The following is a 22776-nucleotide window of genomic DNA, read 5'->3' on the forward strand; positions in this document are numbered from 1 at the left end:
AAAATGAGCGCTGGTGATCGGCTGTTGGCAGCAACCCCAATCCTAAACTTCAACCACCCGTCGATTACACAACTGATCGAGGACCGAGGGTGGAAAGCCCTTTCCCAACATGAACGGATCGGCGCCGTCTACGATTTTGTCCGCAATGAAATTGCCTTTGGGTACAACCGCGCAGACGATATCCCGGCGGCCGACGTCCTCGATGACGGTTTTGGTCAGTGCAATACCAAGGGCACGTTACTTATGGCCTTGTTGCGCGCGGTAGGTGTGCGGTGTCGCCTTCACGGGTTCACGATCCACAAAGAACTGCAACGGGGCGTTGTACCAGAGCTCGTTTATCCTCTTGCCCCCAATGAGATCGTCCACTCATGGGTTGAGGTGGAGACCGAGATGGGTTGGGCGAACCTCGAAGGGTTCATTCTGGATGCAGAGTTTCTATTGGCGCTCCAATCCGCATTTACCGATTCACCCAGCCTCTGCGGTTATGGGGCGGGAACCGATTGTCTGCAGGCTCCGCCGGTAGAATGGACAGGGGGCGATACCTACATCCAGGAGACAGGCATCGCTCAGGACTTTGGCACTTTCGACGCACCCGACGAGTTCTACGCCGCTCATCAGCAGTCGTTTAGCTTCGTAAAGGGCATATTGTATCGCCATATCATACGCCATTGGATGAATACCCGCGTGCGGCGGATCAGGTCCGGTAACGTGCCGCAAATACCTGGCTTGGCGTTGCCCAATCATAAGCACGAGGAGTCCCGTCATGCCTCATGATCACGGTCACGCGCATATTGATCCCGCTTCTGGCGACCGCCGTGTCTCTATCGCGATCTGGGCCAACGCGCTTCTGACGGTCGCGCAGATCGTCGGCGGGATCTTGTCGGGCAGCCTCGCGCTTATTGCAGATGCGCTCCACAATTTCTCGGACATGGCATCCTTGGTGATCGCTTTTGCAGCTCGGAAAATCGCAAGACGCCCTGCGGACGAGCGCATGACATTCGGCTATGGCCGGATCGAAGTTGTGGCTGCCTTGATCAACTACACCACCCTCATCCTCGTTGGCTTCTATCTCATCTACGAAGGCGGAATGCGTTTGATCGAACCGACCGAAGTGGCCGGTTGGACAGTAGTGATCCTTGGTTCGGTGGCGCTGGTCGTGGACACGTTGACAGCGCTGCTGACCTATTCGATGCAAAAGGGCAGCGTCAACATTCGGGCGCTCTTCCTGCATAACCTGTCTGACGCACTGGCTTCTGTTGCCGTAATTATCGGCGGCTCGCTCATCCTGCTCTATAACATGTGGTGGGTCGATCCGGCGATCACGATCGGCATCGCGCTCTACATCCTCTACCTTGCAGTTACCGAAATCGGTGGCCCTATTCGTATCCTGATGCTCGGAAGCCCACCCAACATCGACAATGATGCCGTTGTTGCTGCAATCAGCGACGTCGATGGTGTGCATGATGTCCACCATGTTCATCTGTGGCAGATGCAAGAGAATGAGGCGGCGCTAGATTGCCATGTCGTGACCGCTGATGGCGCATTCGGCGAAGGGATCAAAGCGGCAGTGAAAGCGCGCCTCGCCGAAGAGTTCGGCATCCGGCACTCCACTCTCGAATTGGAGGATCTGGGGAATGCACACGATGGAGCGCAGCTCTATGGGCATGAGGAGACCAGATAATGATAGAAGTCATCTTGATTTACTTAGGTCTGGGAATTGCTGCGCTGACACTTGCTTCGATCCTTTGGTCAATCGCTTTCCCCGAGCGTCGTATCTGGCCGCCCAAGCGCTACACGTCGATCACACCAATTCTGGTCTGGGTGCCAACGTTTTCGTTGTTTGGCATTCTGATCATGCTTGGCATCTTGGGCTGGGGTGATCTGGCGTTTCCCACCTGGCTGCGTTTCGGGGTCGGGATACCGCTCATTGTGTTCGGCAATGTTGTCGTCTGGTCTGAAGTCGCTCATTTCGGGGTTCCGCAAACGGGCGGCGCGAAAGGTACGCTGAGGACCGCTGGCATGTATCGTTACTCTCGCAATCCTCAGTACTTGGCCGATATCGCGATTGTTGGTGGATGGATGATACTTTCTGCAGCACCATCAACGCTCATTATTGGAACGGCTTCGATCTTGGTTTTGGTAGCTGCGCCATTCGCGGAAGAACCGTGGCTCAAGAAGCAATACGGGTCTGATTTTGAAGAGTATATGGCGTCAACCCGTCGTTTTATCTGAGCCGCCTCGCTAAGAGGCTTTTCGAAGGTTCGTTGACCCTTCAGCTGCGCGAGGCCTGAATCGCCCCTAGGCGCAGCAGGACTTACCTTCTTGAATCGGCGGACATGGAACAGTTGCGCAAGAACAATAGACGCAGCAATCCCCCTCGAGCGGTTTCAAGACTGACTGACATGACTTGCATTCATAGAACCATTGGCAAGCATCTGTCGGCATAGTCTCAGTTTCGACGTGTCCGCAATTTGGACAGGTGAGAGTAGATTGCAGCACTACTTTTGTTTCTTCTGTCGCCATAGCGCGTACCCCGTCAGAATTAGAAATCCTGCCAATATCGGCAGCAAAACGGCATCGTTGTAAACAACGCCAAGTAAGCCCGTCAGGCCAAGCGCTGTCAGTACGACCGGCAGTAACGGTGTGAAGCAACAGAGCGCGGCCAAGATCGTGCCACCCACTCCTAGGGCCAATAGTTTGTTCTTCATTGTGTCGATCTCCACAAATCCCACATAAAACGCTGTGCGGATGCTTCCCACATGGGCGAAGATAGCGCGACCAGAAAGGCGATGGACGCGACTGTAGTCCAGACGATTGTGGACCGCCTGCGCGTTGCACATGGCCTGCGCCGAAGCACCCGATACCATGCCCAAACGAGGGCAATCGCGACTCCGACAAGAATGAAGTCCCGGTAAGCGACGAATGGCCCAAGCATGGTGAGCCATGAACCACCTAGGCCCAGTATCGAAAGGCCGATAGGCAAAACACAGCACGACGCCGAAAACAGCGCCAGAAGTGCTGCGAAGGGCATCACAAGCCTGGAAGCAACGCCAGAGTTCGCCACCGGTTGTTGATTTGCATTCAAATCCATTTTGCTTTTCTACTTCCTGTAGTGACTACAGGAGCAAGCAAAATGTTCACCATCGGCAAAGCGTCGGAACAAAGCGGCGTGAACATCGAAACGATCCGCTACTATGAACGAGAGGGGATTGTTCCGAAGCCGGGGCGATCAGCAGGTGGACGTCGGCTGTACTCGTCCGCTGAGATTGCCAAACTCAGGTTCGTGCGCCGCTGTCGCGATTTGGGCTTCCCGATCTCAATCATACAGACTTTTCTATCGCTCACTGCACAAAAGGGCCGATCCTGTGGTGAAGCGAAGACCATGGCTGAGGACCATTTGGGTGAAATAAACGCGAAGATAGAGAACCTCACTCGCCTCAGAGAAGCGCTCTTGAGCCTTTCCAAGAATTGCGACGATGGAACCGCAGCCTGTCCAATGCTGGACGCTCTGATGAAGGATGGTTTTGGCGACGGGCTACGCGAGTAATGCAGCCGTAAGTTTTTGCTTCGCAAACCGCAACTCTGTCCTGCAACTCAATCATCTGAAGGTGAATTTCGCTAAAATTTGCTCGAACGGCTGCTCTTTGTAAAGGGCGGCGCAATATTGGACCACGGTAGCGCCGCCAAAGTGGCGGTGCGGGCGGCGAAAAAGTCGTCCACTTTTTGCCTGAACTGTCTGAGCAGGGAGGGCTGGAGGATTTACACCGTGGAAGTCTATTTGCAGGTGCGCCGCGCGCATTTTGATGAGGGGCGCAGTCAGCGCTCGATTGCTCGGGATTTTGGTTTGGCGCGTGGCACAGTGAGGAAGATGTGCGCCTATCCTGTGCCGCCGGGCTATCAGCGCGTTCAGGATATTCGGCGCCCCAAGCTTGACGGTTTCACCGACAAGATCGATCAGTGGCTTCTTGAAGATCTGGATCGCCCGAAGAAGCAGCGCCATACGGTGAAGCGGATCCATGAGCGTCTTCGCGAAGAAGAAGGGTTCACGGGCGGGTATACGACGGTGAAGGACTACGTTCGCGCGCACCGCCGTGTCTCGCGTGAGATGTTCATTCCGCTGTCGCACCCGCCGGGTCATGGTCAAGCTGATTTTGGCGAAGCGGTTGCGGTGATCGGCGGGGTCGAGCAGAAGCTGCACTTCTTTGCCTTTGATCTGCCCCATAGCGATGCCTGCTACATCCGGGCCTATCCTGCGGCCACGTCGGAGGCTTGGATGGACGGACACGTTCATGCCTTTGCGTTCTTCGGCGCGGTGCCGCTGTCGGTGGTTTACGACAATGACAGCTGCCTGGTTGCGAAGATCGAGGCGGATGGCCGCCGTCGCCGGACACAGATGTTCACCGAGATGCTGTCGCATTACCTGTTTGACGACCGTTACGGCCGTCCGGGCAAGGGCAATGACAAGGGGAATGTGGAAGGCCTGGTTGGCTGGTCGCGGCGCAACATGATGGTGCCGCTGCCGGAGTTCCCTGACATCGAGAGCTTCAACGTGTGGCTGGAAGAGCAATGCCGCAAGCGGCAGTCGGCCATCCTGCATGGGCACACGGAGACCATTGACGAACGGCTGCAACGCGACCTTGCGGCAATGCGGTCCTTGCCATCCGCACCCTATGAGGCCTGTGCCAAGGCCACCGGTCGCGTGAGTTCACAATCCCTGGTGCGCTATAAGACGAATGACTACTCGGTGCCCAGCACCTACGGCTTCCGGGATGTGACGATCCGGGCCTTTGTGGATGTGGTTGAGATCGGCTGTGGCGGCGCGATCATCGCGCGCCATCCTCGTTGCTATGAACGCGAGCAAATGGTCTTCAACCCGGTGCATTATTTTGCCCTGTTGGAGCGCAAGCCCGGCGCGCTGGATCAAGCTGCGCCCCTGGCCAATTGGGAGATGCCAGAGGAACTGCAAACCCTGCGCCGCCTGATGGAAGCGCGCCAAGCCCGGCAGGGACGGCGGGAGTTTGTTCAGGTTCTGCGGCTCTTGGAAAGCTTTGAGCTTCCGGTTCTGTGCGCGGCGGTACGCGTGGCGTTGCAAAAGCGGGCCATAGCCTTTGATGCGATCAAACATCTTGCACTGTGTCAGGTCGAGCGCCGACCCGCCCGGCTTGATCTGTCGCTCTACCCCTATCTTCCGAGAGCGGAGGTCTCGACGACCAAGCCGTCCAGCTACATGGCGCTCCTGTCGGAGGGCGCGGTATGAACGATACCCCCGATATCCTGCTGGGCCATCACCTCAAGAAGCTCAAGCTGCCCACCATTTTGCGTGAGTATGAGAAGGTGGCTCGCCAATGCGCTGCCGAAGGGTTGGATCATATCCAGTTCTTGCTCCGCCTGATCGAACAGGAACTGATCGACCGCGAGCGGCGCATGGTGGAGCGCCGGATCAAAGCCGCAAAGTTCCCCGCGCCGAAGAACCTGGACAGCTTCGACTTCAAGGCAATCCCGGCTCTCAACAAGGTGCAGGTGCTGGACCTGGCCCGCTGCGGCTGGATCGAGCGCCGGGAGAATGTCATTGCTCTGGGACCCTCTGGTACGGGCAAAACCCATGTCGCCCTCGGTCTTGGACTGGCGGCCTGCCAAAAGGGATTGCCCGTGCGCTTCATCACCGCCGCCGCGCTCGTGCACGAACTGATCGAAGCACGCGACGAGAAACGCCTCCTGCGTCTGCAAAAACAGATGTTGGCCCCAAAGCTGCTGATCATCGACGAACTGGGCTTCGTGCCCCTCAGCAAAACCGGCGCGGAACTGCTCTTCGAGCTGATCTCGCAGCGCTATGAGCGATCCTCGACCCTGATCACCAGCAATCTGCCCTTTGAGGAATGGACCGAGACCTTCGGCTCAGAACGCCTCACCGGCGCGCTACTCGACAGACTGACCCACCATGTCTCCATCCTGGAGATGAATGGCGAAAGCTACCGCCTCGCACAGAGCCGGAAAACCACCAAAAAATCCTGAAAAGAAATTGCCCCTGACGGGGCAATGCGCTCGGGAACCCGCTTGCTTTGTGACGAGCCGCTGGTTCCCGGGCGCACGCCCAATCCCAGCCCTCTCACTACACCCCGAATGGCTCACTTTTACGCCGCCCTACTGGCCCAGTTTTGCTCCGCCCTTGACAGCTCTTGCTAGTTTGACGCGATGCATACACCGGATCAATCTCAAACCGACTTCATCGGCGGGTGTCGCGATGCACCGAAACCGGCCGTCGATTCAAAATTACGCAAGGTCGGCTAGGTCCGCAAAGCAGTCATCTATCCCGGGCGCGCGAATGACTGATTTCTCCGCATGCGCACCCTTCAAGGAAATCGCAGACATGTGCGGATTGCCGCAGGACGAATTTCTGATCCTCCCTACAAACCTTCTGACCACTCCAACATTTGCAGTTAGCTCTCAGGGTACGTCTTCGGCTTTGAGTCGCTTAGGTGGAAACACCCGAAATTGGGTCCGGATGTTTGTTTCCGATCCACGTTGTATTCGATCAAATGGGGTTCTCGAGCACTGCTTCAATCGGCAAAAACAGCCGCTTCGGATTTTCCGATGGATTCAACGGGCGAAATCCGAGCTTTGTATAAAACGCCATGCGTTGCTCAAAGCGTTCGTCTTCAAACACATCCAGTATCACTGCCGCCGCGCCGATGGTTTCGGACACCTCCAGCGCCTTTGCCAAAGCATCGGCCATCAGAGCCCCACCTAAACCCTCACCCTGAACGGACAGGTCTGTTGCCAGCGCAGCCAGGTAAACCGCCGGTATCGGGTGGCGCTCTCGGCGCCTGGAAAGGGCCGGTGACGCCTCTGCCTCCACCGAATGGGCTGACAGGCCGTAGAAGCCAACTACGCGCCCCTCCGCGTCCAAAGCGCACCAGACCCGCAGGCGGTTGGCCTTGATCTGATCGGTGATGCTTTCCTTGAACCAGCGGTCCATCCCTGTAACACCACAAGAAAAAGCCCCGCGATCATGCGAGGCCTTGTCGAACCGCTCAACCCGGAATTTTGGTTTAGTCATCTGCGATCAGCTCACGTCGTTTAGTGAACAGATCGGTCAGTGCAGCACTCGGCTGGGCGGGTTGGTCGATGGCGTCCGCAAAAGCATCGAACGCTTTAGTGGGCAAGACGCTCCTGTGCTGCGCGGCTTCGATGTCCTGCGCGGCACGATAAGCGACCGATGTGATAAAGGTGCTGGCATCCATCCCAACAGCCAATGAGGCGCGTTCAATCGTATCCAAAACGGATGGTTTGAGGCGCAAATCCTTGCGATGTGACTTCGGCTCACGCAGGGCCGATGTGGTGTCCTGAACCTGAATCATGGCGATCTCCTTACTGCGTCAAGATAATGTACAATGTACGTACAAGTCAAGATCAATGCGTGCGGTGAGTTAAGGAGGGATTTACAGCGCCTAGAGGTGGAGATTTTCGCCTATTTTGCGGCGGAAATCCATATGAAGTAATCACCCCTATTTCTTGCCATCTTCCTTCACCGCTTTTTCTCTTATTTTTATGGCTTTGCAAGTTTAGGCAGAATTGCCCCCTATCTTCACCCATTTTGCGCTCTGGTAGTGCGCATTGAAATCGGTACAAACGCCGTTCCTGAGACCGTATCGGGAATAGGATGTTTCCTTCGGCTATGCGCAGCACAGACCAGCTTTTCCAAAGCATCCTTCTGCGCTTCCCATGTGACTGTCTGACGTCAGGGCCTTTGGGACAGATTTGAGGAATTGAACAACGGAGGATTTCTGGTTCATCGTAACCTTCATGGAGTGAAGATGAACAAGAAATCCGGAAGCAGCAAAGCGTCTGCAGATAAATTGGTAAAGAACATCCGCCGCAAGACACGTCAAACCTATTCGGCGGAGGAGAAGATCCGCATTGTGCTGGCAGGGATGCGTGGAGAAGAAAGCATCTCAGCGTTGTGCCGTCGGGAGGGCATCGCGGAGAGCCTGTATTACAGCTGGTCGAAAGAATTCCTTGAAGCAGGCAAACGCCGTCTATCTGGCGATACGGCGCGTCAGGCCACATCCCCTGAAGTGAAAGAACTACGCTCAGAAGCTATGGCCTTGAAGGAATGCGTGGCCGATCTGACGCTTGAGAACCGGCTTCTCAAAAAAAGCATGACAGGGGCTGGGGAGTTCGAGGAATGAGATACCCTGCGTCTGAGAAGCTGGAGGTCATCCGCACCGTCGAGGGATCACATCTGCCAACCAAGCAGACCCTCGACATGCTGGGCATTCCACGCACCACATTCTATCGCTGGTATGATTTATATCTCGAAGGCGGGTTTGACCGGCTGGCTGACAAATCGCCATGCCCTAAATCCGTTTGGAACCGCATCCCCGATGATCGTCGTGACGACCTGATCGCGTTTGCGCTGGAACACGAGGCGCTGAGCACGCGCGAGCTGGCAGTCAAATACACCGATGAAAAGCGGTATTTTGTCTCAGAATCATCAGCTTATCGCATTCTCAAGGAAGCCGACCTGATCACAGCACCAGACTACGTGGTGATCAAAGCAGCCAACGAGTTCACGGATAAAACCACCGCCATCAATCAGATGTGGCAGACAGACTTCACCTACTTCAAAATCATTGGTTGGGGGTGGTATTATCTGTCTACGATCTTGGATGATTACAGCCGCTACATCATCTCATGGAAACTGTGTACAACCATGCGGGCCAGTGATGTGACCGAGACGATTGAGCGCGCTCTGACAGCATCAGGCTGTGACCAAGCGGTTGTTCGGCACAAACCACGCCTGCTCAGCGATAACGGATCGTGTTACATATCTGGCGACCTGGCCGAATGGCTGGAAGGGCAAAATATGGATCATGTCCGTGGTGCTCCGTTCCATCCACAGACCCAAGGCAAAATCGAACGATGGCATCAAACGATGAAGAACCGAGTGCTGTTAGAAAACTACTATCTGCCCGGCGATCTCGAGCGCCAGATCGAGGCCTTCGTCGACTATTACAATAACCGACGATACCACGAGAGCCTGAACAACGTCACACCCGCCGATGTCTACTTCGGCCGCGACAAAGCCATTCTGAGAGAAAGGAAGAGGATCAAGAAACAGACAATCAAACAACGTCGCTTGCAACATCAGAAACAAGCAGCATAATCAATCACACTAACGAGCCAGAGCCTCCAATGCTCAAGCCGCTCTGATGTCCCACTTTATATGACAACGGACAGTTCTACCTTGATGAGAAATTGAGCATAGACGTCAGAGTAATAAATGCCGTCTCAGTGCGCGGGATTTTGCGTTGATTGAATCATCTGCTCTTGCTTGGGCCAAGTAGAACGTATGTATGCTAATACATCCCATATTTGATCGTCGGTCACAGTACCTGCGAACCCTTGCATGCCACTTTTGAAGTTGGGATATCCACGCTGTTCCAACGCTTTTTGGCCTCCCAGTTTGGTGTATTCAAACAACAGTAGATTGTCATGATGCCAAGTGTGGCCCGTTCTGTCGTGAGGTGGTGCCGGCAAGACGCCATCGTCATTCGGGGTTTGCCAGTTGGGTTGGCCTTCTAAGTTCGTTCCGTGGCATGAGGCACAATGAACATTGTACAACTCTTTTCCTTTAGAAATGTTTCGGCCGATCAATTCATGATCCGCATGAGCACTGTTGGAAGCGGCCAAGAGAACAGTTAGAACTGCTGCAATAATTTTCATTTAAGGCCCCAATATCTGCTGGTCTAATTAATGCCGTTGGCGCGTTGTAGCTCACGAATATACACAATAATTGAACTTACATCTGCGCGCGTTAGCCCTTCAATTGGAGCCATATCCCCAAATTTCCAATGGTGGGAGCGAACCCCAATTTTCACGGCTCTTTGAAAAGATTCATCGCCGTGATGGCTCGGTTCGTAAATTTTGTGGATCAAAGGTGGCGCAACACCATTTTGACCCTCTCCATTTTTTCCATGGCAAACTGCACACTTTAAATCGAAGGCAGTTTTCCCGGCGCTTGCCCCTGGCGTTAATTTAGATGGAACGCTAACAGCCACCATTGCAAGATTTACCTGATCAGGTTCAAGGACAGCATTTTCAGCTTCCTCTCCAGATCGGGTTAAGTAAAACCCAGCAATTCCGATTATTGAAACCAATGAAATAGCAAAAATGGTTCTTGGGTGCATAACAGTATTTTCCTTATTGCAGGTGTTTGAAAACAACCGAGGTGCTGGGTTTCGGCGACACGGCGTTCAAAAATTGGGTTTACAGCTTGGACAACATCCAAATTGCCATGCCAATCATCATGAGGTTTTCGGTTAAAGAAACAAAACCCAGTGGCACTTTACTGTCTCCGCCGACGCATGCGCATTTCAATTCTCGCTTATCAATATAAACGGCTTTGAAAACGCTGACGGCTCCAATACTTGCCACCACCAAAGCTGCTGGTGCAGATAGCCAAGTAAGCGCACCCGCCATCATTAAAATACCAGCTCCTGTTTCAACAAAAGGATAAATGTACCCATAGCGCACCCAACGTTGTGCAAGTAAATCATAATTCAGGAACATCGTGGCAAAGCGTTCCACATCTTGCAATTTTTGAAGCCCCAGCAAAACCATTGAAACGGAGATAAACCACTCGATGGTTCGGCCCGAAAATGCTGTGCCCATAGAAACCCAAGTTATGGCGATAGCCATTAGGGCAGCAGTAGAAAAGAGAGCAATAACGGGTTGATACGTTGTTGCGTCTTCGGATTTAACTTCGTTACCAAAATATGCGCTAAGATCGTCAAACCCGCCGACACGTTCACCATCTATGAATGTTTGCGGTGTTGTCTTCACGCTGTGCATCGCCTTGAATTCATCGACAGCTTCTCGGCTTGTTAAATGAATGTCGTCGACGGAATACCCCTGTCTTTCGAGTAAGTCTTTCGATTTCAAACCGAAGGGGCACATATGGTCTGTCATGACCATTCTGTACAACGTAGCGGATTTTTCAGTGCTGGTTTCGGGCATTTTTTAACTTTCTGCGTTTGCAAGATTGTGGGTCAAATTCCAACTTTGTTAAACTTAATCCTTCCAGTTACTGGAAGGTCAAGGTGGTTGAAGTATTCGCTAGGGATCTTGGTTTTTCCATTAAACTTTTTTGTTTTGGCTTTATCCGTGGCGACCTCGAGTCAAATAATTTGAGACTTCGGCATAACGGATTTTGACGTCTTCGAAAGATTGATAATACCGGAACAATTCTTTCAAAGGTGCCGAGAAGTCCTTATGGGCTGCAAGAACCGCCACGAGAGCGCCCAATGTAATGCGACCTTCAATGACAAAGTAGCCACCGAGCGCATAAAAGAAAAACGGAGTGAGCGCTGTTAGAAAGTTGTTGAGCACTTTGATGAAAAACTTCATTCGATGAATGTCTTGCCGTACAGTTTCAATGCGCTTTAATCGCGACGAAATACGGTGTATTGCCTTGCGTTGATCCAGGACATGCGCAGTCTGGCTACCAAGCTCAGCTCCTAAAATACGCACTTCGTGAATTCGCAACCGCGTCAGCGCATTTAATCGACGCTGAAGCCTTGGCAATAGGATCAATTGAATTGGCAGAATTGCTAAAGCGGCCAACCCCAAGACAGGTTCCTGTACAAACATGAACAGAATTATGGTTGCCATGGTGCCGCCTTGAAAAATCGGAAGGGCGAGAAAATCGGAAGCAAATCCACCAATGGGTTCTACCTCTTGCACAACAATTGGGATAATATCAGTTGTCTGGTTATCTTGGTGTAACGCTCGCCACCGTCGATAGATTACAAGGCGCAATCGGCGCAAAAACCGCTCGGCAACCCGACCTTTAAAAATATTCAAGCAGTATTTGTGAAGACCGTTTGTCGAAATAGCCAAGAGGTACAAGCCACATAAGGCGACCAAAAGTTCAATTTGTGTGAATTCCATAGATAATACTGTCTTAGGGAATTTTTGCGGGTCTAAAGCGTTGTTGATGATTTGCTTTGGAAGTTCGAGAGTAACATACAAGATAGGCATCGCCATCAGACTCGCGAATACAAGCACGATTTGCTGACGCTTGGAAAATCGTAAAATGTATTGGAAGAGGTTTGCGTCCATGCCTGGAACGGTTGGTTTTGGTGCCTTCTTCGGTCTTGATCCGTACTTTTGAAAAGTTGCATATGACCTCCGGACTAACCAGATTACTATCAGGCAGATCAGCAACATTGGTGCAAACAGCATTACGACATGCAACACGGGATGGAGCCACTCTGGAGCGCCATCATTGTATTGATGCCCAAGGAAGTGTGAGATCGAATGGATCAGATCGTGATATGAGGTCAACATCGCCGTATTCTTTTGGATGAAAGACGACGGGGCCGCAGAAAAAGCGGCCCCGAAGTGAATTGTAGAGTTACTTGAATTTTGTGATGGTTAGCTTGCCTTTGACGCGGTCAGCGAGGAATTCAATCTCTTGACCTTCGCTAAGCGCCTCTAGCATTTTGTCATCTGCAGCGCGGAAAACCATTGTCATCGCGGGCATCCCCAAATCGACAAGCTCTTCGTGTTTGACAGTGATCTTACCACTTTTAGTTACCCGTTTGATTAAGCCTTTCGTGTAAGTAGGCAATTTGTCAGCCACCAATAAATCGCCATGCATTCCTGACTCGTAGTGGCCTGGGATCAAGCAAGCGAACTCAAATGTTCCACCGTTAGAAAAATTCCAAACGATTTGATCAGTTTCACCGGCTTCTAGTCGAACCGAGTTCGGATCGTCGTGCTCCATATCCGGGAATTCTGCCATTACCTTTTTGTGCTTTTGGTTTTCTTCAAAGGTGTCGAGAACAAATTCGTGTTCCAACTCACCCATGTTCTTGATGTTAAACAGGACGATTTCACCTGTTTTGATATCAAGGCTGCCAGGTTCAAAAATCATATCGCCGTCATCTGTTTCGCGCATAATCACATCGATTGTCCGCGTTTCACTGCCAGCAGATCCGGGGCTGCCAACGGCCTTCTTTACATCTGCATGATCTTCATCATGGCTGTGGTTGTTTTCACCGCCAGCAAAAGCTTGAGTTGCTAAGGCAACCATGGTTGCAACTGAAAGAAAAGTGGTTTTCATTTTGTGTTTCCTTTTAGGATGTTGAAGGGCTCAGCCCTTGGAGGTTGATTTTGGTGTGATTTGAGTTTTGGCTGAATCTGCCGAGGCATGTTTGGGCAGCTGACCTGTCCATTCATACGCTTCAGTTCCGGGTGGGTTTTCGTACCAGCCAGGATCGGAGTAATCGTCGCTGTCGATGCCTTTGCGCACTTTCACGACCGAGAACATACCGCCCATTTCAATTGGACCATGTGGCCCCCATCCCGTCATCATGGGGATAGTGTTGTCTGGCAACGGCATTTCCATTGTCCCCATATCCGCCATGCCAGCAGTGCCCATCGGCATGTATTCTGGCTGCAACGTTCGGATCTTCTTTGTCAGAGCGCGTTTGTCCGCGCCAATGAATGTTGGCACATCGTGCCCCATCGCGTTCATGGTGTGATGTGACTTGTGACAATGGATGGCCCAATCCCCGAGATGCACCGCATCAAATTCATAGGCCCGCATTGCACCGACAGGGATGTCGATAGACACTTCTGGCCAGCGTGCGTGTTCGGGCACCCAACCACCATCAGTGCATGTGACTTCAAAGTCATACCCGTGCATGTGGATCGGGTGATTTGTCATCGTCAAATTGCCAACACGCACCCGAACCCGGTCGTTTTCATTCACGACCAACGGATCAATATCTGGGAAAATGCGGCTGTTCCAAGTCCACAGATTGAAGTCCGTCATCGTCATGATACGCGGCACGTATGTTCCAGGATCAATATCGAACGCGTTCAACATTATCAGAAAGTCGCGATCTACCGGCATGAAGGTTGGGTCTTTGGGATGGACAACAAACATGCCCATCATTCCCATAGCCATTTGCACCATTTCATCGGCATGCGGATGGTACATAAACGTACCGCTCTTGGTGAGATCGAATTCATAGACAAATGTCTTTCCTGGGGGAATTCCAGGATGGCTAAGACCACCAACACCGTCCATTCCCGAGGGTAGGATCAAACCATGCCAGTGAACCGAGGTATGTTCTGGCAACTTATTTGTGACGAAAATTCGAACCCGATCTCCTTCAACGGCTTCAATTGTTGGCCCGGTGGACTGGCCGTTGTAGCCCCACAGGTATGCAATCATGCCGTCGGCAAGTTCCCTTTCTACAGGTTCGGCAACAAGGTGAAATTCTTTAACGCCGTTGTTCATCCGATGCGGGAGCGTCCAGCCGTTAAGTGTTACAACCGGCGTATAGTCAGGACCAGACGATGGGCGGGCTGTGGTTTTGGTTTCAGCCGAGTCCATCATCGCCGCCTCTGGCAGACCCATGTTTTGTGTCGCCCCCCATGTTTGGGATGCCACTAAGGATGCTCCAGCTGTTGCGCCTGCACCTAATAGTTGTCTTCGATTTAACATGTCTTTTCCTTTCCTAGTGACCGGCACCACCAGCGGCCGCAATGGTGGCATCACCACCTGCAGCGCCCGCTGATCCGCCCATTCCGCCGTAGATTGCTGATTTGAGATTTGCTTTAGCCAGCCAAAAATCTCGTTTTGCGTTAGACGCCATGAGTTGGCTTCCCAACTTGTCCCGAATGTCGCTCAGGAGTTCGTAGGTGTTGGTGATCATACCGTTGTAACTGAGCAAAGCTTCCTGTTCGACAACGGTGCGAAGAGGGACAACCGTATCGCGATAGTGCCGTGCAAGCTCATACTGAGAATGATATGTCGTTTCTGCGACCCGTGCTTCAGAACGGACATTGACGGCTTTCTCTGCCAACATATTTGCAGACCGCATATATGACAGTTCCGCTTTGCGCATCCTTGCTTTCCCAGTGTCAAAAATTGGGATCGCAAACTCTAATTCTAGCTGCGGCGTAGTATCGGAAACGACAGCTCCACCATCAAGCTCTCGCTCTTTTTCGAAACCGGCAATCAGTTCCAAATCCGTAACAAGGCGTGTGGTTTCTGTTAGTCCGTAGGCTTTTGCTGTTGCTTCCAGACCTAATTTGGCGATCTTTAGGTCTACGCGATTTTGCAATGCAACCTTTTCGATGGAACGGCTTCGCGGTATTGATCTGGGCAACGACGGTAGTCTGTTTGGAACGAAGTAGTCTACTTCCACTCCCCACAATCCCATCAACCGGGTTAAATTCTCTTTTGCGACCCTCGCATCCAATCTGGCACGCGCTGTTTGTGCAGCCAGTTCTGCATTGAAGGCGTGCTCTCTCGCTTGACCAGCTTTGCCTAAAGCCCCCGTGCCACCAAGCTTTGCCGCAAGTTCCGATGACGCATCAGAAGCAACCGCAGCTTTGCGCAGATATGAAACTGTTTCAAATGCCGAGACTGCATTGATCCATGCGGTTCGAGTTTCAGCCGCTAGACTTAGGGTAGCGTTAACCGCGTTCATTTGTGCAGCTTGAAAATTGGTGTCCGCCAACGCTATTCGCTGTTTTCTCGTATGCGCGTCTAACAGATTACCCGCAATCATACCTTCGATTGCGCGATATGCGCCCAATTCGGGGGCGTTTATGCCCAGCACGCCGATTGAAACAACTGGGTTTTCTAAAAGCGATTCCTGCCAAACATCACTGGCTGAAATTCCAATATCCGCATAGGCTGCTTGCAAACCCTTATTGTTAAGCAAAGCAACTTGCACGGCAGTATCAGCTGAAATGGTTTTCCGATGCACCATTTTGTGAACCTGTTTGTTCAACATATGCGCCTGTTCTTGCGACTGAACCCAAACGGTTTTCTTTCCCGTAATTGATTTGGAATTCTGTGCCACCGCAGCAAAGCCTGCCGTGCGACTTTTGTATTTTTCAGAAACGCTGGCTTCGCATGCAGCAAGAAAAATTGGTAGCGTTAGGATAAGGAGTTTTCGATGATGTTTCATCCGTGCGCTCCATTCTCTGTCGTTTGTTCATCATTCAACTTTCGCCACGGTTTGGGTTCCGTAGGTTCGCGACGTTCAAAATCACGTATCACTGGATGATGGTGTGTTTGCAGTTTTGGAACAGAGATTGGCTGCGTCACATACGTTAAGGACGAGACATCTGGAAGCTTAGTGGGTGTTGTAGAACACGCGCCAAGGATCACGGGGATTATCCCCGTCAGATATGAGATTTTCATTTTTGGTAACCTGAATAATTCGTTGAAGGTCACATCACGTCGAAACGCGAAGCAATAAAACGCCTTTGGGTGGCGTTAGTTCATCGAATTACAGATTTGGTGGGCGCAAGAAGCCTGGAATGTTCGCTGATGCTAATTTAAAGACCAACTTCTCAACATGGCTTTCACGTATAGACTCATCGCTTGACGTCGAAGTTTCAAGCATTGCAGATGAAACACAGATACTTGAGCAACATTGCCCCGAATCGCCATGGTCACTTGCGGTTTCAGCAGTTAGCTCATCACCAGGCGTGACGTCCAATAAATGGTGATTTTGCCCAGATTCAGGGTCGCTATCAATTGCGTGAACACCGTGATCTGAGGAGGAATGATCGTGCGCCATTCCAGCATGTGCTGACGTCGGAGGAAGGGAGACAACAGCAAACACAACGGCGAGTACACTCACCATTCTTGCGAATCTGAAAAGGGTCCTAGTCAAGCTCATACACGTTACTACGGATACAATTGGCATTTAGTCAAGTTGTAAAACGGTATCAGACATGAATACACCTAAGGTTGATCACGATATTTTTTCTATTTTTAACAACGGCTTATACTTCATATGAAATATACAGAGTAAAAACTGGCGGTACTAAGGAGCTTTTCACAATTCAAATCTAGATCGGACTATACTGCCCCGAGAGTTGATATTGACCTCGGCTTGATTGGACGAGATGACCTTTGACACACAAAGAGCGCAATGCACGGTAACATGTTTCATGGGTCAGTTGGATGCGTGTGGCAAACTCCATCACTGTGCCCTCAAGATATCCAGCTGACACTGCTGTCAGAACGCGCTCTTCGGCAGATTTGATAGCTATGATTTCCAATAAGAGACGATAGCTTTGCACTTGCTTGGCAAGCAAGGCTGCGAATGATACCGCAAAGTCTTTGTCCTTCGATAAATGATCCAAAATTTCTTTCTTAGAAATAAGTTGAACCTCTCCAGCTACAGTGTAAGCGTTTGGCGAACCCGCTCTGACGGAGAGTGAGGGAATGAGTTAAGTGTCCACTATTGAGAATGGACACTTAGGGGCATTTTATGAGCCGAGGAAAGAAGCGCTTTTGGTCGGATGACGAGAAGCGAGAGATTTGCCGCCAAGCGGCAACGGAGGGCTTTTCTGTCGCGCAAGTTGCACGACGTTATGCAGTGAACGCAAACTTGATTCACAACTGGATGAAGGATCCCCGCTTTGCAACGCCCACGGAGGACATAACCTCTCCCCCCGAAGACGCTTTTCTGCCTGTCGAAGTTGAACTGAGCGCTCAGCCGATAGATAGGATGGTCACTACCCCTTCGGCTTCAGCTCTTTGTGCGACGCGCGTTGATCTAACGTTGTCGGATGGACGACGGGTTTTGATTGAGGGGCCAACAGCGCTGAGCGCGGTTGTGGGTTTGGTCGAAGGATTGGCCGTTTGATCCCCGTTCCTAGTAATACACGGGTTTGGCTTGCGGCTGGCGTAACGGACATGCGGCGCGGCTTCTATACACTGGCATCGCAAGCGGCAAGCGTCCTAGAACAAGACCCGTACTCGGGCCATCTGTTTGTGTTCCGTGGCCGTCGGGGTGACCTTTTGAAGATCATTTGGTGGGATCAACAGGGCGCATGTCTATTCAGCAAGCGGCTGGAGAAAGGCCGCTTTGTTTGGCCTGCTGCAAAAGACGGCAAGATCAGTGTAACGCCCGCACAATTATCAATGCTGTTGGAAGGCATCGACTGGCGCATGCCCCAGAAGACGTGGCGGCCATTGCAAGTTGGATAGGTGCATATTTGTTGGTTTTTGTACGTTCAGGGATTCACGACGCTGACCACATCAAGTATAGGAACGCATGCCCGATGCACCCGATATAATCCCCTCCGAACCCACAGAGTTGCGCGAGTTCACCGTTGGATTATTAGCCGAGTTGAAGAACCGTGACTTGCTTATTGAGAAGCTGCGCCATCAGGTTGCAGGGCAGAACAGTCACCGCTTTGGATCGAAGGCCGAGGGCATCGATCAGCTACAATTGCGACTTGAGGATGAAGAAGTTGCTCAAGCTGTGATCGCGCCCAATGCGCCGCCTGAGCAACCTGCTGCGCATGCAAAGATCAAACCCAAGCGTAAACCACTGCCTGATCATCTGCCACGCGTGGAACGGGTTCTTTCTGTCGGTGATGACTGCGCCGAGTGTGGAGGTGCACTGCGCGAGTTGGCCCGCGATACAACAGAAGAGCTGGAATACGTCCCGGGACGCTTTGTCGTGAACCAGATCATCCGCCCCCGCGTGGCCTGTAAGTGTTGCGAGGCAATCAGCCAAGCACCACTGCCGTCACGCCCGATTGAGAAGGGCATTCCCGGCCCAGGGTTCTTAGCCCATGTGTTGATCAGCAAATACATGGATCACTTGCCGCTCTACCGTCAGGCACAAATCTTTGCCCGTGAGGGCTTGGACATTGATCGTTCGACACTGGCGGGATGGGTGGGTAAATCCGCAGCGTTGCTGGAACCACTGGCGATGGCCATCAAACGTCACGTTCTGTCAGGCCAAGCCATCTTTGCCGATGATACGCCCGTGAAGATGCTGGCGCCAGGCATTGGCAAGACAAAGACAGCCCGCCTCTGGGCCTATGACAGGGACGAACGCCCTTGGGCCAGTGATACCCCACCAGCTGCTTGGTATGAGTTCACGCTAGACCGCAGAGGTATCCGACCAAGCGAACATCTCAAAGGTTACCAAGGCTGGATGCATGCCGATGGCTACGCAGGATTTGAAGAGCTTTACCGTTCTGGCCAGATCAAGGAAGTGGCCTGCATGGCCCATATCAGACGCAAGTTTGTAGACGTGTTCAAGTCCCAAGGCTCGCATGTGGCTGAAGAGGCCATACAGCGCATCGCCCAGCTCTATGCCGTAGAGAAGGAAGCACGCGGCTCACCGCCAGGCCAGCGCGTCGCACTGCGACAACAAAAAGCAAAACCTATTCTTGATGATCTGGAAAGCTGGCTGCAAGGCGAGTTACCCAAACTATCGGGCAAAACGCCATTGGCCAATGCAATCAGATACGCACTGACCCGCATGAAGAGGCTGCGTGACTATTTGGATCATGGCTTTCTGGAGCTGGACAACAATACAGCAGAACGATCCATGCGTGGCATTGCCATAGGCCGCAAAAACTACATGTTCATGGGATCTGAACGCGGGGGCCAGTCAGCTGCCATCATCTATACCCTCATGGAAACCGCCAAGCTCAACAACGTTGATCCCCAAGAGTGGCTCACAGACGTCCTAACCCGCATCGCCAACCACAAGATCAACAGAATTGATGAGCTGCTACCTTGGAACTACAAGGGGTGAAGCTAGGGGTTCGCCTACTGGAACAGGTTCTCCAAGTGCTTACGTTTTACACGCTCATTTTGGTTTGGCCAAATATCAGTGGAAGGAATCAGGTACATGCTTGCTAAACGTTGTTCGACCAACGTAAAGCGCAACCCAATATTCTTGATCACCGGCGTCTTTTTCCTTCGGCTTTCAAATCGTACCATGTTGTTACATGCTTTTGCATCTGATGGCCCAAGTCCATGATTGATCAACGCACTTTGAGACAACATTAAAACTGGATATGACATTTGAGTACTCGCTAATATGAACTAATGCACATTTAGGAACCAGAACGTACTTTTCAAGTGTAAATGCCACAGTATTGTGCTGGAAGCACCTTTAACTGTTCATTAGCCCACTCAACACCCGCCGCATTCCATCAGGATTTCCGACCAGTTTGGGGTCACGGCACAGATGCGTAGCAATGACTTCGGCCGATTGTCTTTCCAGGCCTGCCAAAACAAGTGTTTCAATAAAAACGGGATTTGCATGGTCCCATATTACTTCATGTGACGGACCCCGATAGCAGCTTGCTATGATAGTTGTTGCAAAACTTGGCGTTGTCATAAGCAAAGCTAGTGTTGATATAATGATAGTACGTTTCATGTTGCCCCCAACATATATTTGAAAGCACTAGGCATCGTTCAAAAGCCAAATTTTGTCAAACAATCTAAAATTGAAAGAGAGTAATGTCGCTTGGATTAGGGTGGCTTTGGACGACAGCGAGCGAGTTGACCATACCACCAAAAATGCCATCTTGAGAATGGGTCACCAACCTTTTACAATCGGCTACCCATTATCACCCCTAAAAAAACACCCAAGCGCCCGTTTTTGGTCTCATTTTCTTGTCAGACAGGCTTTGTAACAAGTTTGATGAGTATTTTGATAAAATGTCTGACCAACTACAAATCCTGTATGCCCTTGCAATAAGCGCCATTCTTGGTGCTTTGATCGCGCATGGCGTCTTTGCGCTTTTGTCGATTGCTGTAACCTGACTGCCCTCGGTGTTGCCGCATCTCGTCTAAATTGCCGCGGCAACACCAATCGGACGGATTTAACAAGAGTTCCATTTGGGCGACCACCCAAGCGCACATTACTATTAGGCTGAACCATGAGTAACACATACAAAAAACGGTTTGTTCTAGAGGGGTTACACAGCCTGACAGGATCATGGGTTGATTTGATTGAATTTAAAAGCACTGCGCAAGAGGCTCAAGCCAAACTGTCTATCATCGAAACGCACCTAATTCTTCCAAGCCTGTCGATTGAGGGCGCAATCATCCTGCCTGCAGAGTTTTCCGCGTTTAGAATTGAGCGGATCCAAAATAAATTTGATGATCAATAATCAGACGAATCATCCTAAAGCGAACCATCCCTAAGCAGGTTTACCGAACGCTTACGCTACAGTGCAAATTGCATCGCAATGGTATCGATCATAGAAAACTGAAGCTTCAGCAAATAGATCAGCGGGCGACGCCCGATAGAGTGTCAAAGTATTGCCGGATGCGGTAGACCTGCGCAGCGTGACGCAGCCACTCTTAACGCGATAAAGTCCCACAGTTGGGTCATGCTGACGGAATAAGAAATCACCTTCGCAAAGTGGTATCGACCGGAAGGTGGAAATCGAAAGGATATCTATAGGGTTTTCTATCATATGATCGAAATCATATATCATCTTTTGCAAATCAGTGTCCGTTGTCATATAAAGTGGGACATCAGAGCGGCTTGAGCATTGGAGGCTCTGGCTCGTTAGTGTGATTGATTATGCTGCTTGTTTCTGATGTTGCAAGCGACGTTGTTTGATTGTCTGTTTCTTGATCCTCTTCCTTTCTCTCAGAATGGCTTTGTCGCGGCCGAAGTAGACATCGGCGGGTGTGACGTTGTTCAGGCTCTCGTGGTATCGTCGGTTATTGTAATAGTCGACGAAGGCCTCGATCTGGCGCTCGAGATCGCCGGGCAGATAGTAGTTTTCTAACAGCACTCGGTTCTTCATCGTTTGATGCCATCGTTCGATTTTGCCTTGGGTCTGTGGATGGAACGGAGCACCACGGACATGATCCATATTTTGCCCTTCCAGCCATTCGGCCAGGTCGCCAGATATGTAACACGATCCGTTATCGCTGAGCAGGCGTGGTTTGTGCCGAACAACCGCTTGGTCACAGCCTGATGCTGTCAGAGCGCGCTCAATCGTCTCGGTCACATCACTGGCCCGCATGGTTGTACACAGTTTCCATGAGATGATGTAGCGGCTGTAATCATCCAAGATCGTAGACAGATAATACCACCCCCAACCAATGATTTTGAAGTAGGTGAAGTCTGTCTGCCACATCTGATTGATGGCGGTGGTTTTATCCGTGAACTCGTTGGCTGCTTTGATCACCACGTAGTCTGGTGCTGTGATCAGGTCGGCTTCCTTGAGAATGCGATAAGCTGATGATTCTGAGACAAAATACCGCTTTTCATCGGTGTATTTGACTGCCAGCTCGCGCGTGCTCAGCGCCTCGTGTTCCAGCGCAAACGCGATCAGGTCGTCACGACGATCATCGGGGATGCGGTTCCAAACGGATTTAGGGCATGGCGATTTGTCAGCCAGCCGGTCAAACCCGCCTTCGAGATATAAATCATACCAGCGATAGAATGTGGTGCGTGGAATGCCCAGCATGTCGAGGGTCTGCTTGGTTGGCAGATGTGATCCCTCGACGGTGCGGATGACCTCCAGCTTCTCAGACGCAGGGTATCTCATTCCTCGAACTCCCCAGCCCCTGTCATGCTTTTTTTGAGAAGCCGGTTCTCAAGCGTCAGATCGGCCACGCATTCCTTCAAGGCCATAGCTTCTGAGCGTAGTTCTTTCACTTCAGGGGATGTGGCCTGACGCGCCGTATCGCCAGATAGACGGCGTTTGCCTGCTTCAAGGAATTCTTTCGACCAGCTGTAATACAGGCTCTCCGCGATGCCCTCCCGACGGCACAACGCTGAGATGCTTTCTTCTCCACGCATCCCTGCCAGCACAATGCGGATCTTCTCCTCCGCCGAATAGGTTTGACGTGTCTTGCGGCGGATGTTCTTTACCAATTTATCTGCAGACGCTTTGCTGCTTCCGGATTTCTTGTTCATCTTCACTCCATGAAGGTTACGATGAACCAGA

23 protein-coding genes are annotated in these 22776 nt (G+C 51.5%); 11 read left to right on the forward strand and 12 right to left on the reverse strand.

Going from position 1 to position 22776, the window contains the following annotated elements; all coding sequences use genetic code 11:
- The first annotated feature begins 3 nt into the window (after nucleotides 1-3).
- Genes QBD29_RS00315 through QBD29_RS00325 form a run of 3 tightly spaced genes read left to right on the forward strand, consistent with a single transcriptional unit; the run spans nucleotide 4 to nucleotide 2232 of the window.
- Complete coding sequence (locus QBD29_RS00315) at nucleotides 4-774, forward strand: transglutaminase family protein (protein ID WP_280099365.1); 771 nt, start codon at nucleotides 4-6, stop codon at nucleotides 772-774.
- Nucleotides 764-1681, forward strand: coding sequence for a cation diffusion facilitator family transporter (locus tag QBD29_RS00320; RefSeq protein WP_025054182.1), 918 nt, complete (start codon nucleotides 764-766; stop codon nucleotides 1679-1681). Before QBD29_RS00315 ends, QBD29_RS00320 begins: the two co-directional genes overlap by 11 nt.
- Nucleotides 1681-2232 (forward strand): methyltransferase, encoded by a 552-nt coding sequence (locus tag QBD29_RS00325; RefSeq protein ID WP_025054181.1) that lies wholly within the window; start codon nucleotides 1681-1683, stop codon nucleotides 2230-2232. Before QBD29_RS00320 ends, QBD29_RS00325 begins: the two co-directional genes overlap by 1 nt.
- 66 nt (nucleotides 2233-2298) lie before the next feature.
- Here QBD29_RS00325 and QBD29_RS00330 read toward each other — a convergent pair whose 3' ends face one another.
- Together QBD29_RS00330 and merF are read right to left on the reverse strand one after the other, a co-directional pair.
- Complete coding sequence (locus QBD29_RS00330; RefSeq protein WP_082626231.1) at nucleotides 2299-2523, reverse strand: GDCCVxC domain-containing (seleno)protein; 225 nt, start codon at nucleotides 2521-2523, stop codon at nucleotides 2299-2301.
- Nucleotides 2499-2867 carry a mercury resistance system transport protein MerF gene (merF, locus tag QBD29_RS17300; RefSeq protein WP_306345465.1) on the reverse strand — a complete coding sequence of 123 codons (369 nt, stop codon included), beginning with the start codon at nucleotides 2865-2867 and terminating at the stop codon, nucleotides 2499-2501. Before merF ends, QBD29_RS00330 begins: the two co-directional genes overlap by 25 nt.
- A gap of 266 nt (nucleotides 2868-3133) precedes the next feature.
- Here merF and QBD29_RS00340 point away from each other — a divergent pair, with 266 nt between their 5' ends.
- From QBD29_RS00340 to istB, 3 genes are all read left to right on the forward strand, one after another.
- On the forward strand, nucleotides 3134-3547 hold the full coding sequence (locus QBD29_RS00340) for a helix-turn-helix domain-containing protein (RefSeq protein ID WP_025054180.1): 414 nt from the start codon (nucleotides 3134-3136) through the stop codon (nucleotides 3545-3547).
- 210 nt (nucleotides 3548-3757) lie between these two features.
- The gene (istA, locus tag QBD29_RS00345; RefSeq protein WP_280100939.1) at nucleotides 3758-5257 is read left to right on the forward strand and encodes an IS21 family transposase; all 1500 of its coding nucleotides are present in this window, start codon (nucleotides 3758-3760) and stop codon (nucleotides 5255-5257) included.
- Nucleotides 5254-6012: an IS21-like element helper ATPase IstB gene (gene istB, locus QBD29_RS00350; protein ID WP_280099366.1), complete on the forward strand. Its 759-nt coding sequence runs from the start codon at nucleotides 5254-5256 to the stop codon at nucleotides 6010-6012. Before istA ends, istB begins: the two co-directional genes overlap by 4 nt.
- Before the next feature lie 520 nt (nucleotides 6013-6532).
- Here the strand turns inward: istB and QBD29_RS00355 are convergent.
- Both QBD29_RS00355 and QBD29_RS00360 read right to left on the reverse strand, forming a co-directional pair.
- Complete coding sequence (locus QBD29_RS00355; RefSeq protein WP_280099367.1) at nucleotides 6533-7057, reverse strand: GNAT family N-acetyltransferase; 525 nt, start codon at nucleotides 7055-7057, stop codon at nucleotides 6533-6535.
- Nucleotides 7050-7358: a DUF1778 domain-containing protein gene (locus QBD29_RS00360; RefSeq protein ID WP_280099368.1), complete on the reverse strand. Its 309-nt coding sequence runs from the start codon at nucleotides 7356-7358 to the stop codon at nucleotides 7050-7052. Before QBD29_RS00360 ends, QBD29_RS00355 begins: the two co-directional genes overlap by 8 nt.
- 456 nt (nucleotides 7359-7814) lie before the next feature.
- On the opposite strand from QBD29_RS00360, the gene QBD29_RS00365 reads away from it, so the two are divergent.
- Nucleotides 7815-9166, forward strand: a protein-coding gene (locus QBD29_RS00365; RefSeq protein ID WP_280098781.1) for an IS3 family transposase whose coding sequence is annotated in 2 segments (ribosomal slippage) — nucleotides 7815-8151 and nucleotides 8151-9166 — 1353 coding nt in all. Because the reading frame shifts where the segments join, the coding sequence is not laid out codon by codon here.
- Between the two features lie 125 nt (nucleotides 9167-9291).
- Here QBD29_RS00365 and QBD29_RS00370 read toward each other — a convergent pair.
- The 7 genes from QBD29_RS00370 to QBD29_RS00400 all read right to left on the reverse strand — a co-directional run bounded on the left by QBD29_RS00370 (nucleotide 9292) and on the right by QBD29_RS00400 (nucleotide 15998).
- A complete protein-coding gene (locus tag QBD29_RS00370; protein ID WP_280099369.1) occupies nucleotides 9292-9726 on the reverse strand; it encodes a cytochrome c in 435 nt (144 codons plus the stop codon).
- Nucleotides 9727-9749: 23 nt separating this feature from the next.
- Entirely contained in the window at nucleotides 9750-10064 is a 315-nt protein-coding gene (locus QBD29_RS00375) for a cytochrome c (protein WP_280100997.1), read from the reverse strand.
- A gap of 205 nt (nucleotides 10065-10269) precedes the next feature.
- A complete protein-coding gene (locus QBD29_RS00380; RefSeq protein ID WP_280099370.1) occupies nucleotides 10270-11019 on the reverse strand; it encodes a MauE/DoxX family redox-associated membrane protein in 750 nt (249 codons plus the stop codon).
- 141 nt (nucleotides 11020-11160) lie between these two features.
- Nucleotides 11161-12351, reverse strand: coding sequence for an ABC transporter ATP-binding protein (locus tag QBD29_RS00385; RefSeq protein WP_280099371.1), 1191 nt, complete (start codon nucleotides 12349-12351; stop codon nucleotides 11161-11163).
- Nucleotides 12352-12418: 67 nt separating this feature from the next.
- Nucleotides 12419-13129, reverse strand: coding sequence for a copper-binding protein (locus tag QBD29_RS00390; RefSeq protein WP_280099372.1), 711 nt, complete (start codon nucleotides 13127-13129; stop codon nucleotides 12419-12421).
- A gap of 30 nt (nucleotides 13130-13159) precedes the next feature.
- Nucleotides 13160-14521, reverse strand: a complete 1362-nt coding sequence (locus QBD29_RS00395) for a copper oxidase (protein ID WP_280099373.1) — start codon at nucleotides 14519-14521, stop codon at nucleotides 13160-13162.
- Nucleotides 14522-14534: 13 nt separating this feature from the next.
- On the reverse strand, nucleotides 14535-15998 hold the full coding sequence (locus QBD29_RS00400; protein ID WP_280099374.1) for a TolC family protein: 1464 nt from the start codon (nucleotides 15996-15998) through the stop codon (nucleotides 14535-14537).
- 1317 nt (nucleotides 15999-17315) lie between these two features.
- Here QBD29_RS00400 and QBD29_RS00405 point away from each other — a divergent pair.
- From QBD29_RS00405 to QBD29_RS00420, 4 genes are all read left to right on the forward strand, one after another.
- Nucleotides 17316-17693: a transposase gene (locus QBD29_RS00405; RefSeq protein WP_280098717.1), complete on the forward strand. Its 378-nt coding sequence runs from the start codon at nucleotides 17316-17318 to the stop codon at nucleotides 17691-17693.
- Complete coding sequence (gene tnpB / locus QBD29_RS00410) at nucleotides 17690-18037, forward strand: IS66 family insertion sequence element accessory protein TnpB (RefSeq protein ID WP_280098718.1); 348 nt, start codon at nucleotides 17690-17692, stop codon at nucleotides 18035-18037. Before QBD29_RS00405 ends, tnpB begins: the two co-directional genes overlap by 4 nt.
- A gap of 67 nt (nucleotides 18038-18104) precedes the next feature.
- On the forward strand, nucleotides 18105-19607 hold the full coding sequence (locus QBD29_RS00415) for an IS66 family transposase (protein WP_280098719.1): 1503 nt from the start codon (nucleotides 18105-18107) through the stop codon (nucleotides 19605-19607).
- Between the two features lie 1135 nt (nucleotides 19608-20742).
- Complete coding sequence (locus QBD29_RS00420; RefSeq protein WP_280098720.1) at nucleotides 20743-20976, forward strand: hypothetical protein; 234 nt, start codon at nucleotides 20743-20745, stop codon at nucleotides 20974-20976.
- 417 nt (nucleotides 20977-21393) lie between these two features.
- Here the strand turns inward: QBD29_RS00420 and QBD29_RS00425 are convergent.
- Nucleotides 21394-22745, reverse strand: a protein-coding gene (locus QBD29_RS00425) for an IS3 family transposase (RefSeq protein ID WP_280098781.1) whose coding sequence is annotated in 2 segments (ribosomal slippage) — nucleotides 21394-22409 and nucleotides 22409-22745 — 1353 coding nt in all. Because the reading frame shifts where the segments join, the coding sequence is not laid out codon by codon here.
- Nucleotides 22746-22776: the final 31 nt, after the last annotated feature.

It is taken from the genome of Amylibacter sp. IMCC11727 (assembly GCF_029854195.1).
Lineage (GTDB): Bacteria > Pseudomonadota > Alphaproteobacteria > Rhodobacterales > Rhodobacteraceae > Amylibacter.